General features: G+C 65.1%; 11 protein-coding genes. 1 reads left to right on the top strand and 10 read right to left on the bottom strand.

What is annotated here, in order from left to right:
• Positions 1–15: 15 nt before the first annotated feature.
• Both FDW84_RS01465 and FDW84_RS01460 read right to left on the bottom strand, forming a co-directional pair.
• Positions 16–546: a DUF488 domain-containing protein gene (locus FDW84_RS01465; protein WP_138606469.1), complete on the bottom strand. Its 531-nt coding sequence runs from the start codon at positions 544–546 to the stop codon at positions 16–18.
• A 73-nt stretch (positions 547–619) separates the two neighbouring features.
• Complete coding sequence (locus FDW84_RS01460; RefSeq protein ID WP_138605881.1) at positions 620–1678, bottom strand: aldo/keto reductase; 1059 nt, start codon at positions 1676–1678, stop codon at positions 620–622.
• Between the two features lie 466 nt (positions 1679–2144).
• On the opposite strand from FDW84_RS01460, the gene malQ reads away from it, so the two are divergent.
• Positions 2145–4373: a 4-alpha-glucanotransferase gene (gene malQ / locus FDW84_RS01455; RefSeq protein ID WP_138605879.1), complete on the top strand. Its 2229-nt coding sequence runs from the start codon at positions 2145–2147 to the stop codon at positions 4371–4373.
• 46 nt (positions 4374–4419) lie between these two features.
• Here malQ and FDW84_RS01450 read toward each other — a convergent pair whose 3' ends face one another.
• The 8 genes from FDW84_RS01450 to FDW84_RS01415 all read right to left on the bottom strand — a co-directional run bounded on the left by FDW84_RS01450 (position 4420) and on the right by FDW84_RS01415 (position 14925).
• A complete protein-coding gene (locus tag FDW84_RS01450; RefSeq protein ID WP_138605877.1) occupies positions 4420–5466 on the bottom strand; it encodes a lactonase family protein in 1047 nt (348 codons plus the stop codon).
• Positions 5467–5979: 513 nt separating this feature from the next.
• On the bottom strand, positions 5980–7959 hold the full coding sequence (locus FDW84_RS01445; RefSeq protein WP_138605875.1) for an HNH endonuclease signature motif containing protein: 1980 nt from the start codon (positions 7957–7959) through the stop codon (positions 5980–5982).
• A 272-nt stretch (positions 7960–8231) separates the two neighbouring features.
• Positions 8232–8789, bottom strand: coding sequence for a hypothetical protein (locus FDW84_RS01440; RefSeq protein WP_138605873.1), 558 nt, complete (start codon positions 8787–8789; stop codon positions 8232–8234).
• A 112-nt stretch (positions 8790–8901) separates the two neighbouring features.
• Positions 8902–9168, bottom strand: coding sequence for a GlsB/YeaQ/YmgE family stress response membrane protein (locus FDW84_RS01435; protein ID WP_138132576.1), 267 nt, complete (start codon positions 9166–9168; stop codon positions 8902–8904).
• A gap of 133 nt (positions 9169–9301) precedes the next feature.
• Positions 9302–10135: an aldo/keto reductase gene (locus FDW84_RS01430; protein ID WP_138605871.1), complete on the bottom strand. Its 834-nt coding sequence runs from the start codon at positions 10133–10135 to the stop codon at positions 9302–9304.
• Between the two features lie 32 nt (positions 10136–10167).
• Complete coding sequence (locus tag FDW84_RS01425; protein WP_138605869.1) at positions 10168–12720, bottom strand: rhamnogalacturonan lyase; 2553 nt, start codon at positions 12718–12720, stop codon at positions 10168–10170.
• Positions 12721–12928: 208 nt separating this feature from the next.
• Entirely contained in the window at positions 12929–13957 is a 1029-nt protein-coding gene (locus tag FDW84_RS01420) for an NAD-dependent epimerase/dehydratase family protein (RefSeq protein WP_138605867.1), read from the bottom strand.
• A complete protein-coding gene (locus tag FDW84_RS01415; protein WP_138605865.1) occupies positions 13954–14925 on the bottom strand; it encodes an aldo/keto reductase in 972 nt (323 codons plus the stop codon). The genes FDW84_RS01420 and FDW84_RS01415 overlap by 4 nt, the downstream gene beginning before the upstream one ends.
• Positions 14926–14949: the final 24 nt, after the last annotated feature.

Here is a 14949-nt window from a genome sequence, read left to right as displayed (position 1 = left end):
GAGCCTGGGGCGGCGTCACTCCCGGACATCGTAGCGCAGTTGATTTTCGAGGACCCGGACGCCCTGGGTGGGAACGTGCGGCACGGCCTTGGCTGGCGGCATCAGGTGTTCAACGGGGACTTTCGCGATCAGCATGCAGTGGTCCGCCACGAGTCTGCGGTGGCACCGCCACCATAGGGTTTCACTGCACATGATGGCTGTCCGGGCGGTTTGCGCTGCAGCAATCAGCTCCGTCACGGCCGCGGTGAAGTCAGCCGAACGCATGTAGGCGGCGTAGGCCCTGAAGGATTCATTGCGCAGCGCAGTATCCGGGGAATCAGGAGGGAGCTTGCGGAAACCGCCCAGCCGCTGTTCCCAGCGGTAGCTGATTCCCGCGTCGGGAAGCCACTGCGCCATCAGGTCTTTGCCGAAATGCGGATGCTTCCTGCTGCCCGGCCCGATCCGTACATCCACCAGCGAGGCGACGCCGGCAGCTTTCAGCAGTGAGGCAAATTCGGCCTGGGAAGCAGTGCCGTGACCGACGGTAAGAAGGGACCTCACCCTCATCATGATAGGCAGGCAGGCGGGCGGTGGCTGCTGAAGCAGCCGTTCCTATCGAACGCCCGCCCGGGGAAGGCGGCTACCGCCGTCGCAGTTCTGCGAACTCGAGGGAAGGGACGATGGCGCCGGCGTCGCGCTCCATGAAGTTGGTGCCCGGGGGAACTACGTCATCGATGGCATCGAGGACGGCCTCGCTGAGCCGGACATCCGCTGCCCGCAGGTACGCCTGCAGGTGTTCCTCGTTGCGGGGCCCGATAATGACGCTGCTGATGGCCGGGTGGGTCAGGGCGAAGCCCATGGCAAGTTCCACCAGCGGCAGTTCGAGCTTGTCGGCCAGCCTGGCCAGCGCATCCGCGGCCCGGAGTTTGCGTTCACTGGAAGGACCGGAGATGTCGTAGCGGCCGGGGAGCGAATGAACTTTGGTGGCGGCCTTGCCTGCCTCAAGGGTGAAATTGCCGGACAGCCAGCCGCCGGCCAGCGGCCCGTAAGCCAGGACTCCAAGCCCGTACTGCTGCGCAATGGGCAGCACATCGCGTTCGTTGCCGCGTACCAGCATGGAGTATGGCACCTGGTTTCCCAGGGGCGGGATCAGGTGGTTGGTGGTGGCCAGCCACTGCGCCTCCACCAGTTGGGCCGGGGTGAACACCGAGGTGCCGTAGTAAAGGATCTTTCCCTGCCGGATCAGGTCATTGAGGGTGGTGATGGTTTCCAGTACGTCCGTGTTGTAGTCGGGACGGTGCGCCTGGTAGAGGTCAATCCTGTCCGTCTGCAGCCGCCGCAAACTGCCTTCGACTGCCTGCATAATCCAGCGCCGCGAGTTTCCCGAGTGTGCCGGGTTGGAGTTCATCTGGCCGTGGAACTTGGTGGCAAGGAAGACGTCATCACGCCGGCCGCGCAGCGCCCTGCCCACCACCTGCTCGGACTCGCCCTGGGAGTAGACGTCCGCGGTGTCGACGGCGGTGATCCCGGCATCCAGCGCCGCGTGGATGATGCGGATGCTCTCCTCCGCCCCGGTAGGAGCGCCCTGCCGGGCGCCGCCTTGGCTGCCGCTGCCCTCGCCGAAGTTCATGGTGCCCAAGGTGAGAGGGCTGACGGGGGTGCCCGACCGCCCGAACACCCGCAGTTCGCTGAGGCTCATGCCGGTTTCCTCCCGTTGCGTTCGCCGCTGATGCCCTTGATCGTGTTGAGGCTACACAGCCTGACGGTGCCGCGGCAGATACTTGCCTTAGTCCTTCTCTTTTCTTCGCATGGAGTAACTCAGGAGCCCGGGATGACGAAGTGTGGCGCGCTGCGCGTCCGCTGTTCCCGCTTATTGGGGCAACGGCATCCATGCTGACAATGCAATGGAACTGGGGGGCCCCGCTCAGCAAGGCGTCCTGCCACCGGCCCGCCACCCACTGCCCGTGGGAAGGAACTCCTTCATGAAGGGGCAAAAGATCGCTGAGGCCAGCAGTGTTTGAACCGACCGCGCCACAGCGCGGGTTTCGTCCCGGCGCCGCCCTGCAATAATCTGAACCAACGGTTGTGCGCGGGGGTGCAGGCGCCCGGTACAACAGGCAGCACTGTAAGTTCGGGGCACATCACACCAGACGAGGCGGACACGCATGACGGCTTCAGACCAGCAGCACCCACAACAAGCAGGGATGCCGGCCGATCCGCCGGGTGCTCCTGCCGCCTCCCAAGCTGCCTCCGCAGCCGTTAATCCGCACCTGCTCCAGAAACTGGCGGACGCCCATGGAGTAGGCACCTCCTTCCAGGGCTGGGACGGGCTGCCGCACACAGTGGCCGAGGAGACCCTGATCAAGGTCCTTGCCGCATTGGGCGTTCAGGCTGCCACGAACCAGGCCATTGAGGCCGCCCTGGTGGAAGCGGAGCTGGCTCCCTGGCGGCGGATGCTGCCTCCCGCCGTCGTGATCATGCAGGGCGAGCCCGCGCTGGTTCCGGTCCACGTGGCCGACGGCGCCGCAGTAAGCCTGGCCATCGCCCTTGAAGACGGCGCCACCGTTGATGCGGTCCAGCAGGACGTCTGGGAACACCCTGTGGAGGTCGACGGGAAATCCATCGGCCGTGCCACCTTCCCCCTTCCCGAGGACCTGCCGCTCGGCTGGCACACCCTTCAGGCCGAGTCCGGGGGCGTGACCGCGTCCGCCACTCTGGTGGTGACCCCGCGCCGGCTGACCACTGCGGAAGCCCTCGAACAGCGCCGCGGCTGGGGGTTGGCCACGCAGCTCTACTCCGTCCGCTCCAAGCGCTCCTGGGGGATCGGTGATTTTGCCGATCTGGCTGACCTTGCCGCCCTCAGCGGAGTCCGCGGCGCGGACTACGTACTGGTGAACCCGCTGCATGCCGCCGAACCGGTCCCGCCGGTGCAGCCCTCGCCGTACTCACCCTCCACCCGCCGGTTCTTCAACCCGCTGTACATCCGGGTCGAGGCCATCACTGAGCTGGCGTACCTGAAGCCGCGCCGGCGTGCCACGGTGGAAAAGCTTCGCGAGGAGGTTTCCGGGCTGAACAAGGAGGGCGGCCGGCTCGATCGCAACGCCGTCTATGGGGCCAAGCTTGAGGCCCTGGAAATGCTCTACCACACACGCCGTTCCCCGGCCCGCCAGGCGGCCTTCGAGGAATTTTGCCGCGCCTCCGGCCCGGGACTTGACGATTTTGCCCTCTGGTCCGCGCTCCGGGAGGACCTGGCGCCGGACGATCCGCTGTGGACCGACCCTGCCCGGGCTCTGGGCAGTCGGGAAGCGGAGTCGCTGAGGAAGAAACTTGCCGACCGGATCGGGTTTCACCGGTGGCTGCAGTGGATCTGCGATGAGCAGCTGGAAGAGGCCCAAAAGGTTGCGCTGCGTTCCGGCATGCGGCTGGGCGTTGTGCACGATCTTGCCGTTGGCGTGGACCATAGCAGTGCCGACGCCTGGACCCTGCGCGGCGTTCTGGCCCCCGGGACCAGCGTTGGCGCCCCGCCGGACATGTACAACCAGCAGGGCCAGGACTGGGGACAGCCGCCGTGGCACCCGGCGCGCCTGGCCGAGGCCGGCTACCAGCCCTTCCGGAACATGCTGGCTACCGTTCTCCGGCATGCCGGCGGCATCCGCGTCGACCACATCCTCGGCCTGTTCAGGCTCTGGTGGATCCCGCTCGGAAACGCGCCCGGTGATGGTGCCTATGTGCGCTACGACCACGAAGCCCTGATCGGCATCCTGGCCCTGGAGGCCCAGCGTGCCGGGGCGGTGGTGATCGGCGAGGACCTGGGCACATTTGAGCCATGGGTGCGTGACTACCTTGCTGCCCGCGGCATCCTGGGGACGTCCATCCTGTGGTTCGAGTACGACGGCGATTCCCCCCTTGCGCCCGAAAAGTACCGGACGCAGGCCCTCGCGAGTGTCAACACCCATGACCTCCCGCCCACCGCGGGCTACCTCGCCGGCGACCATGTGGCGCTGCGCAGCCGCCTCGGGCTCCTCGAACGGTCCGAGGAAGAGGAGCGGGCCGAGCACAACGCCTCTTTGGAGAAGATGCTTGCGCTCGTGCGGGAGCGCGGCTACCTGCCCGGGAAAGCGGCGAGCGGGCCGGCAGAGACGGAAGAGCAGACCATCGAGGCCCTGCACCTCCTGCTCACCCAGACGCCGTCGGTCCTGCTCGGTGTCGCCCTGGTGGACGCGGTGGGGGAGCGGCGGGTCCAGAACCAGCCCGGCACCACCGAAGCTTTGTATCCGAACTGGCAGGTGCCGCTGGGCGGACCCGACGGCATACCCGTGTTCCTGGATGACCTCCCCGCCAACGCGCGGTTCAACTCCTTGTTGGCGGCGGTGGAGGGAGCCCTGCACCGGTAGGCGCACGGGACGGCTGCCAGTCGAGCCCGCTGTTCATGCCGGCGCGTTACCGGGCGGGCACCAGCGCGGTAGGTGATGGTGTTTCCACGTTGTGGATACTGGGGCCGGGAAGGCCGGTGGCGGGATCGAGGGCAAAAGTGGCGACGTTGTCTGACCGCTCGTGCGCCACGTGCAGCCAGGTCTCCCTTACCAGGTGATGCCGGGGCCAGTCACCGCCGCTGGGGAAGTCCTTGACGGGTATCAGTTCCGTTCCGTCGCCGCCGACCTCCAGCACACTGATGATGTTGGACCCGCGGACACCCGCGTAAGCGTAGTTGCCCCGGGCATTGAGGCAGATCTCAGCAGCGGAATCGTCCGGAGTGCTGCCACCGGATGTGGCCGGTCCCCGGAAGACCAGTTCGAAGGTGCCCGCCTCCGGTCTGACAATGAACACTTCAACGGAGTACTCCGACACTACGAAGACGTGGCCGCTGTGGTGCTGCACCAGGTGGCGGGGGCCGCTGCCAAAGGGCAGGGCCACCTCGTGGTCGGCTACCAGGCCTGTCGCAGGGACGTAGTTCCAAATCCGCAGGGTGTCGTGGCCCAGATCGGTCGTCATCACTCGGCCGTCCGCCAGCATCAGGCTGGCGTGCGCCCGGCTCTGCCTCGGCTCGCCGGGGTTCACGATGGCGTGCGGGTCCACGGACGGCGCCGCAGGGAATCGGTCCTTCAGGGCGCCGTTGGCATCCAGTTCGTAGAGCAGGACTTGGCCGTCTCCCCAGCACGCAGCGGTGACGGAGCGGCCCTGCGGGTCAACGGCCACGTGGCACGTTGCATCTCCCGCGGGCTGCGGCTCTCCTAAGGGTTCCAGACCGAAGTCGCCAGTGCGGCGGTAGGCGCGCACCATTTTGCGCTGCTCGGCCACCGCGTACACGACGGGCAAGGTGGGATGGACGGCGAGGAACGACGGCGAATCTGCCTTGACAGCGGTCCCCAGCCATTCAAGGCTTCCGTCCTCATGCTCAGCGAGGGCCCCGATGCCCTCGGCGCGGCCCCCTCCATCGGGGGTATAGGTACCGGTCCAAATAATTGCCTGCTGGCCAGGGGATGTCATAGTTTCCATCCTGCCAACAAAGTGACCTTAAGCGGAGGAACTGCGCACTAGCATCGGAATTCACGCCGCCAGCACGGGGATTGAATGTGCGGAACATGGGCGCCTATGCCGGGGGAACCCTGTTGTGAGCGGCCGTTCCGCGTGCCCTTTTCCGTGTTTATGGTTGCTGCAGTGTTTTCGCGGAAGATGAGGCACGCCTCCTGCTGGCTGAGGCGCCGCACCGAAGCAGCTCTTGATGCGTGGGTGGACCGCCGGGTGCTGGACGGCACTGTCGTGGTCGCCTCTCATCCGGCGGGCTCGCCGGGACGCTAGGCGGCTCACCGGTGGCTGGAGGCCTCTCACCTTTGGCTTCCGCCTGACCGGGATCTGGGGTTGCCCCTCGTGATTCTCGCTCCCTGCGGTTGGCTCCGGCGCAGGCGGTTCTCGAGTTACCAGTTCACCATCTGATGGGCGTCCCTGCACTGAGAACGGCACGCCGTAGTCCGACACTCGCTGATTCCCCGGGTATTGCGCTTACTCCAACTTCCCGGGTGGTGGGGGTGTTTTGAAGTAGTGGTTTTGTTGGGGTTTTTGGTGCGGGTCGATGTGTGGTGGTGGTGTGTACCAGGGGGTGTGGTTGCGGATGGTGATGGTCCATTGTTCTTTGTGGATGAGGTGATGGTGGTGGGTGCATAGGAGAACGCCGTTGTCGGTGGTGGTGAATCCGCCGTGTGACCAGTAGGTGATGTGGTGGGCTTCGCACCAGGGCGCGGGGATGGTGCAGTTGGGGAAGGTGCAGCCTTGGTCGCGCGCGGTGAGGGCGAGGCGTTGGGCTGGGGTGAAGAGCCGGGTTTTGCGTCCGAGGTCCAGGATTTCGCCGTGGCTGCCCAGCAATGCGGGGATGATGTCGGCGTCGCAGGCGATTTTGCGCAGGGTGGCTGCGGCCACGGGTCCGGTGAAGACGAAGTTTCCGGTTCCGGGGTGGTGGTTGAGGCGGGGGAGGAGGTCCCGATGGTTGATGGTGGCGATGATCTGGGGGCGATTGCCGCCGGTGGTGGGGAGAGTATGGGTGGCCAGGGCTGCTTTGACGGCGCCGATGATGCCGTCGAGTTGTTTTTGGGACCGGGTGCGGCGGTCGAGTTCCGGGTTTTTCTCGCTCCATATCCTGCTCTCGGTGGTGGTCCGGGCAGCAGTGGTTGAAACCCCAGGCGCACCTGTGCGGCCATAGTTGCCCTCGCCGCTTGCGGGGCTGCTGGCATCGTTGGTGGTTTCGGTTTTGGTGCGGGGGTTGGTGGCCGCGTTCATGGCGGTGAGCAGGTGTTCGTATTGGTCTGTGGTGGCGAAGATTTCCAGGTGGTGCAGGCCGTGGCGGGGTTTGCGGATGAAGGCGCCCTGGGTGTGGCGGAGGGCTTCTTCGCTGGGTTCGGTGCCGTCTGCGTCGATGGTGTCGGTCCAGCGCTGGGCGAGGCGGGCGACGAAGTCGGGGTCGGCGGTGGCAGCGGTGGTGGTGAGGTCCTGTTCGATCCGGTCAAGGTTCTCGGCGCTGGTGCGGTGCTGGAGCCGGTCCAGTGTCGCAGTGATGATGGTGCCCGCGTACGAGGACACCACCGGCGCTACGACGCCCGTGCCGGTAGCTGTTTCTGTGGCTGTCTCTGTGGGTGCTGGAGTGAGGGCGGCGGCGAGGTGTGGCCTGGCCGGTGGGATGGGCTGGCCAGTCAGGCTGGTGCCAGGCAGGACCTGTTGGGCCAGGGCCAGACGGCGGCGGGCTTCACGCAGAGGTATCCGGAGCCGGAGCCGAAGGAACTCCGCGGTGTTCCTGCACCCGTCATCAGTTGGCGAGGGCACCACCGCGCCGGTGCTGTCTGCCGGAATCCCGGCGGGAACGGGTGCTGCGCTGCCTGCCTCTCCCGTAGGGGCTGCCGCTGCGGCCGGCCCCGGCCAGTCGGTGTCTGTTTCGTCCAGGCGTTCGCTCCCGTTGTCCCACCCCGTAACCCAGCCGCGGGAACGGCTGGAACGCGCCGCCTCCGCGGCGGCAACCGCCTCGCGACGGGTCCGGTCTACGGTTCCGGCAGCGAGCAGTTGGAGGTACTCCGCGGCCCGCGAGAACTCCTCCGCCTGTCCGGCGAAATGAGACGCCTCCACATAATCGGCGGCAGCAAGGGCCGCCGGCGCGGCAGCAACAGCTGAGGCCAAGAGCCCGGTGATCGCCCCAAGGCTGGTGGCTCCGCTGGGAGCGGCCTTGGTATTCATTGGGAGCGGCCGATTTGCACTTGCTGCCGCTTGGGAGTGGGATGCTGTGGCTTCCGGATGGGCCGCGGCGGCTTTGGCAGGAGACTCTGCGGCTTGGGAGACGGAAGCGACACCCTCCGAGGCGGCAGTATCCGAGTCCGCCGGCAGATAGCGGGAGTAGCGGGCCAATCCTTCGGGTGCGGGATTGTCACCCCGAGAGCCGGCGCGGGTGAGTAGGGCAGTAGATCTGCCGTACTCCCCGAACTGATCCCCGGTGGCTTCCATAACCCAATTCTGGCGCAGGGGGAGACAAAACTTGGTGGCAGGAAGGGCTATGTGGATAAGTCCGGTTGACCGTGAAGGCCGCGACAACACTTCGGGATGACAGGCGCACTGAGTGTAGACGAATTCCGCCTTGAACGCCGGAAACGCCGCTGGCCGCCGCGTCCCCCAAGGATCGCGACGGCCAGCAAAACTATCCAGTTGTAGCACAGGCGGAGGGTTTTCCCGCTGTCAAGCGGCGGCCCAGCCGTCCTGCACCATGTGTTCTACCTCTGCTAGGGCTTTGATTCTGGTTCGTCAGAGGTGCCCAGGTTCAGCGTTTCGGGGTGGGTGCTGTGGGCTGGGATGTGATCCTCGCCCAAATCTCCGGCGTCGTTCAGCGTGCCGGAGGTCCCTGCAGCTGACGTCCCAGCGGCGGAGGTACCGGCAGCAGGCGTACCCAGCGTGGCAGACGTCCCGAGAGTATCGGTGGTGCCGGCGGTGCCGGTCGTGCCGAAACCGCCGGACGCGCCCGTGGTGCTGGTGACGGGGGTGCCACCCGTTGTGTCGTCGTCGGACGTTGAAGACTTGCTGCCGCCGGAAGAGCCCTCGCGGTGCATCGCTGAGCCCAGGACGGTGCCTGCCCGCCGGGCGGCCTCGCTCAGCTGGTCAGCAACCTCGGGCGCCTTTTCCTTGATGGCTTCCGTAGCAACAGCCACTTTGTCCTGAACGGGTTTGCTGTCCCAGATACCAGCTGCCCGTGCCTTGAGTTTGTCGTACGCAGCTCGGCCGGACCGTGATCCGAGGACGTACCCTGCGGCAATTCCAACACCCAAAAGAAGCTTGTTTTTCACGTTGAACTCCTGCTCCGTGAGAAGGTTTCCAATCCGGGCCAAGTGGTCCGGGAAAGTGAAAACCGGCCTGGGGATGATGTCCCCAGGCCGGTTTCCTGGCTTGCGCGCAGAGTTAGCCGCGCACGCCGCGCTTGGTGATCATGCCGTACACCAGCAGCACGATAAGTGCGCCACCGATGGCCAGCAGCCACGTCTGCAGCGAGAAGAACTCCTGCAGTCCGCTGCCGAAGATCATTCCTCCGATCCAGCCGCCGAGGAGTGCTCCCACAACGCCGAGCACGAGGGTGATGAGCCAGCCGCCACCCTGCCTGCCCGGAAGGATCGCCTTAGCGATCGCACCAGCAATAAGTCCGAGAATCAGAAATGCAATAAATCCCATTTTTCGTTCCTCTTCCTAAGTAAAGGAGGCCACCGGATCCCGGCGGCACTTCATCCTTCTGCCTCAATAGTAATCATGCTTACTATCTTTTTGCCAACCCCGGGAAAGACAAAAAGTGCAGTTCAGGCTTCTTTCAGTGCCCAGTGACGTCGGAATCAATGCCGGCACCGGGACCCTCGTCCAGGATCGCCATTTCCGCGAGATCCTGCGGATCCAGGGAGAAATCGAAGATGTCCAGATTTTCCCTCATGCGCTCCGCATTGGCCGTTTTTGGAATCGTTACAATTCCGTTCTGTACGTGCCACCGAAGGACCAGTTGGCCGGGTGTTTTGCCGTGCTTTTCGGCCAATTGGGACAAGATGGGGGCGCTGAGCAGGGCGGCGCCGGATCCTCCCAACGGACTGTAGGACTGCGTAAGAATTCCATGCTTCTCGTGGAACTCCCGATCAGCCAGGCGGGTAACGGCAGGGGTTAACTGGATCTGGTTGACGGCCGGGACCACCTCTGTTTCGGCCATCAGCCGCTCCAGATGCGCTGGCTTGAAGTTGGAGACACCAATGGAACGCACCTTCCCTTCAGCCTGGAGCCGCTCGAACGTTTTCCATGTGGAGATGTATTCACCGCGGGCGGGCAGGGGCCAGTGGATCAGCAGCAGGTCTACATAGTCCAGCCCCAGCCGCTCCAGTGAGCCCTGCAGGCCCTCCACCGCCCTGTCGTTCCCCTGGAAATCGCCGTCAAGCTTGGTGGTGATGAACAACTCTTCACGCGGCAGTCCGCTGGCCCGGATACCGTTGCCCACCCCCTGCTCGTTGCGATACTTCACGGCAGTATCAATGTGCCTGTAGCCGGCTTCGAGGGCCTGGACGACGGCGGTGGCCACCTGATCGTCGTCCAGCGGCCAGGTGCCGAGGCCCACTTGGGGGATGGAGTAACCGTCATTGAGCTTGATCAGCGGTGCAAGTGTCATCTCAATAGTTTCTCCCGTAGGGCGGCGCCGTCCTAGCCCTCAAATGCCCGCAGAATATTACCGGCGTTGTATTCCAGCGCCACGCGAGCGGTGACGGAGACGGCGTCCGGGCCTTTCTGCTGGCCCAGGAAATCCACGAAACGCTGGATGGCCTGTGCGGCCTTTTCGGATTCCCCGTCGGCAACCGCCTTCGAGGCCTGCTTGATGCCCGCACCAAGCTGGCTGGCCACTGGCCCGGCCACGTCCCCTGACTCCACCAGGTCTTCCAGTACATGCTCCAGGGCCTTCACGCTGCCGGGAAGCCACGCCGCGCGCAACGGAACGTCAGCGAAGTCCATGTCCGACGCCAGGTAAAAGTCGGTGTAGGACGGCTGGTTGTAGCTGGTGTTCTGCCGGGCCACTTCCGCTCGGTACTGCGGATCGTGCATAAGGGTGTACAGCTTGTGGCTGGTTACCTCGGTGCTCATGAACATCCGCAGGGCCGAGCTGTCAGCCGTGCGCACCAGCATCTCCTCGCGCCAGTCGCCCACTACGTCTGCCACCAGGCTGGGGTTGCCCTTGGTGTCGTTGTTGGTGCGGGTGCCTGTAGCGGTGAGGAGCCTGCCGCGCTTCCAGTCGTCGATGCTGGGCGCCTGCTCCCTGGAGCCGTAGATGATCTGCGTGGTCATGTCGGCAGCCCACTTGATGCTCATGTTGGTGCCGGGGATGGTGGTGGAGATCTTGTCGCCGTCGGCTGACTGCATGCCAATGGCCCAGTTCTCGATGCCGGGAACCGCAGGATCGACGTCGCCGATCATGCCGCGGCCGGTGTCCCTGCCGGAGTAGGCGCCGAACAGCACCTCGCCCGAGGCGGCATCACGCATGGCGTAGCCGTAGGGAGCGTAGGTTCCGCCTTCATGCACTGTGAAGATTTCCTTGCCCGGCCGGGCGGGATCGATGTCCGTGACGTGCATGGCGTCGCCGTGTCCCAACCGTGCCTCCGTGCCGGGTGCCGCGCTGCCGGCAGGCAGCGTGTCGAACGAGCTGTACAGTACTGATCCGTCGTCGTCGATGGTGGCGGAGCCGTAGACGATCTCCTGCTTGCCGTCACCGTCCACGTCCGACGCGCTGAGGGAGTGGAAACCCTGCGTCGTGAGCTTGCCGTACTCGGGATCGGTGCCGTCACGGCCGTGGGGAGAGTCGTTGAACGGGTTGGTCATGGGCGTCCAGCCGGAATCGATGTTCCAGACGGAGGAGAGGCTGGTGCCGTCCCAGGTATAGCTGGCCATGGCGGTGCGGGTGTAGTAGCCGCGGGCGAAGACCGCGGCGGGCTTCTTGCCGTCAAGGTAGGCGACGCCGGCCAGGAACCTGTCCACGCGGTTACCCGGCTCGATGCGGGCCATCGCGTAATCGCCCCACATGAGGCCGTCGTCGTGCCTGCCTGGCTCGTAGGCGACGGTCTGGAGTTCCTTGCCGGAGGCGCCTTCAAACACCGTAAGGTACTCGGGGCCGGACAGGATGAAGCCCTCGAAGGCGCGCAGGTTATTCCGGCCGCTGCGCGAGGGAGCGTACACGTCCATGAAGTGGTTGGCGAGTGCCTCGGCGTCAGCCTGGGACAGCGGGTACTGGTACTGGGGCGCGATCCCGAAGGCTTCCTCCAAGGTGGCGGGCCAGTTGCCGGCCTTCACCTCCGGGTGAGCGCTCCAGCCCTGGAACATCTTCACGATGTGTTGGTGGTAGTCGGCCGCGCTCATCCGGTAATCGTCGGTGTTGGAGTAGCCGGCGTCGATGTCCGACTGCAGCAGCGAGATGAAGTTCTCGGAGGCAACCTGCCCGTCTGGGGTGTAGCTGGTGCTCTTGGTCCCCGGAGCGGTTTTCATCATCATCTCGGCCCGGCCGTCGCCGTCGAAATCGTTCACCAGGAGCTGGGTGTAGTGCGCGCCGGAACGGATGTTGACGCCCAGGTCGATGCGATGAAGCAGGGTCCCATCAGCCCTGTAGGTGTCCACGTAGGTGTTGCCCGTGTAGCCCACCTGCGAGACGTCCTTGGAGTTGTTCGGGTCCCACTTGACGATGAACTCGTACTGGCCGTCGCCGTCGACGTCTCCCACGGATGCGTCGTTTGCGTTATAGGTGTATGCCTGCCCTGCAGGAGTCATGCCGTCGGCCGGCTTCTTCAGCGGGATGTCCTTGAAGTTGCCGCCCCAGGAGGTGGTGCTGGCACTTGCGTCCACTTCAGCACCTTCGACGACGGCGCGCACCTGGTACTGCGACGTGGCGGTGCCGGAAGCATCCAAAAAGTTGGTGCTGTCAGTGACGGTCGCCAGCTTCTGCCCGTCGCGGTACACGTTGAAGTCCGTGCCCGTGAGTCCAATGGCGGAAGAGCCGGACGCTTCGTGGCCAAGGAGGCGCCAGCTCAGGAAAACACCTTCCGACGTTTTGGCGGCGACAAGGCCGCGGTCCAGGTGGTCCAGCTGGACGGCGGCACCGCCGGGTTTGGGAGAACGTTCGACGGCGGTCGCAGGGGCGGCGAGGCAGCCTACGGTAAGTGCCATACCGACGGCGGCGACGGACAGAAGGCGTACGGGATTGCTCCTCGGATTCATCAGTGAATCCTTTCAATTCAAAAGTGGGAAAACGCTTCCCAGACAACCTAGTGGGGGAGGGGGCGGAAGACAAGCCTTGCGGCCGGGACGGAAAGAAGGTATCTGGAACGTTCTAGAGATGGCGGGAAACACCGATAGCCCGCCGCGGTGGCAGCCCATTGATCGGCTGCACCACGGCGGGCTGGTGGATCTTTAGAAGGCGCTAATCTCAGGAGGCGCTGGGGCGGGCCCACTCCGTCAAACGGTCGCTCAGCTGCATGAACTGCTGGTCCACCACCTGAAGTCCAGGGTTGGCGTCGTACCACTGCACAATTTCGCGGGCACCGTCGGCGAACGGGATGGTTGCGCAGTAGTCCGGCACCAGCGACTTGATCTTCGCGTTGTCGAAGACCACTGAGTGGGAGCGGTCGCCCAGCAGGTTTGCCCCGAGCTCTGCGCTGTGGGCTGCTATGGTCTCGGATGCCACGTGGACCAGTTCGGGTTCGGGGACACCGGCTGCCCGCGCAAACAGCCGATAAATCTGGTTCCACGGCAGGTACTCGTCGGAGGTGATGGTGTAGCTTTCACCCACCGCCTGGGGCCTTCCGAGCAGCCCCACGAAGGCTTTGGCGAAGTCCTTGCTGTGTGTCAGTGTCCAGAGGGACGTGCCGTCTCCGTGTACCAGCACAGGCAGGCCGGCGCGCATGCGGTGAATGTCCGTCCAGCCGCCCACCATGGCGATCTTGGTGCGGTCATAGGTGTGCGACGGACGTACCACGGTGAGGGGGAAGTCCTGCTCCCGGTATGCCTCATAGAACAGTTCCTCGCAGGCGATCTTGTCCCGTGAATACTGCCAGAACGGGTTCTTCAGCGGAGTGGATTCCCTGATCGGCAGCCGCGTTGGCGGCTTCTGGTAGGCGGAGGCGGAGCTGATGAACACATACTGGCCCGTTCTGCCGGCGAAGAGGTCCAGGCTGGCCTTGGCCTGGTCCGGGGTGTAGGTGATGAAGTCCGTGACGGCGTCGAATTCACGCCCGGCCAGCGCGGCGTGGACGGCGGACGGGTCCCGCACGTCTGCAGTGAGGACTTCCGCTCCGTCCGGGACCGGCCTTGTGGACCAGCCCCGGTTGAGCATGGTCAGCCGGTGCCCCAACGCGACGGCGCGTTCTGCCGCCGCCGCGCTGATGACCCCGGTGCCGCCAATGAAAAGGATGCTCCTTGGGGCAACCGTGCCCGCGTCGGGGGTCAGCGCGTTCACCAGGCGTAGTCTTCCGGTGCCGTCTTGTGGCCGGGGAAGATGTCGTCCAGCCGCTTCAGCGCATCGGCGTCGAGGGCGACGTCCAAGGCCCGCACCGCGGCGTCGAGCTGTTCCTGCGTGCGCGGCCCCACGATGGGCGCCGTCACGGCAGGCTGGTGCAGCAGCCAGGCCAGGGCGACGTCGCCGGGCTCGTGGCCCAACTCGTCCGCAAAGTCCTCGTACTGCCGGATCTGGTCTTCGTGTTTCTTCAGCGTCTCCGCCGCCCTGCCCTCGGTGCGCCGGACGCCGTCGCGCTCTTTCTTTAGCACGCCGCCGAGAAGTCCGCCCTGGAGCGGCGACCACGGGATAAGCCCCAGCCCGTACTGCTGGGCTGCCGGAATCACTTCCAGTTCCACCTGGCGCATGAACAGGTTGTAGATGGACTGCTCGCTGACCAGTCCGGTGTAGTTGCGCCGCCGCGCCGCCTCCTGCGCCTGTGCAATATGCCAGCCGGCGAAGTTGCTGCTGCCGGAGTACAGGATCTTGCCCTGCTGCACGGCCACCTCAATGGCCTGCCAGATCTCATCCCAGGGGGTGTCCCGGTCGATGTGGTGGAACTGGTAGACGTCGATGTAGTCCGTCTGCAGGCGCTTCAGGCTCGCATCCAGCGCGCGGCGGATGTTCAATGCTGACAGCTTGGATTCGTTCGGCCGGTCAGTCATGGTCCCGTAGAGCTTGGTGGCCAGCACCGTGTGCTCACGGCGCTCGCCGCCCTTGGCGAACCAGCGGCCGATAATCTCCTCGGTCCAGCCGCGGTGGCCTGCGCCGCCGTAAACGTTGGCTGTATCGAAGAAGTTGATGCCCTGCCCGTGCGCCGAGTCCATGATGGAGTGGGCGTCGGCTTCGTCCGTCTGGGGGCCAAAGTTCATGGTCCCCAGGCAGAGGCGGGAAACCTTCAGGCCAGACCGGCCCAGGTGGGTGTACTGCATTGCTGGATCCTTTCGTGGTTGGGC

Source organism: Pseudarthrobacter sp. NamE5, assembly GCF_005796225.1.
Classification (GTDB): domain Bacteria; phylum Actinomycetota; class Actinomycetes; order Actinomycetales; family Micrococcaceae; genus Arthrobacter.
The sequence above is the reverse complement of the archived record's forward strand: the minus strand, read 5'-3'. Positions and strand labels throughout refer to the sequence as shown.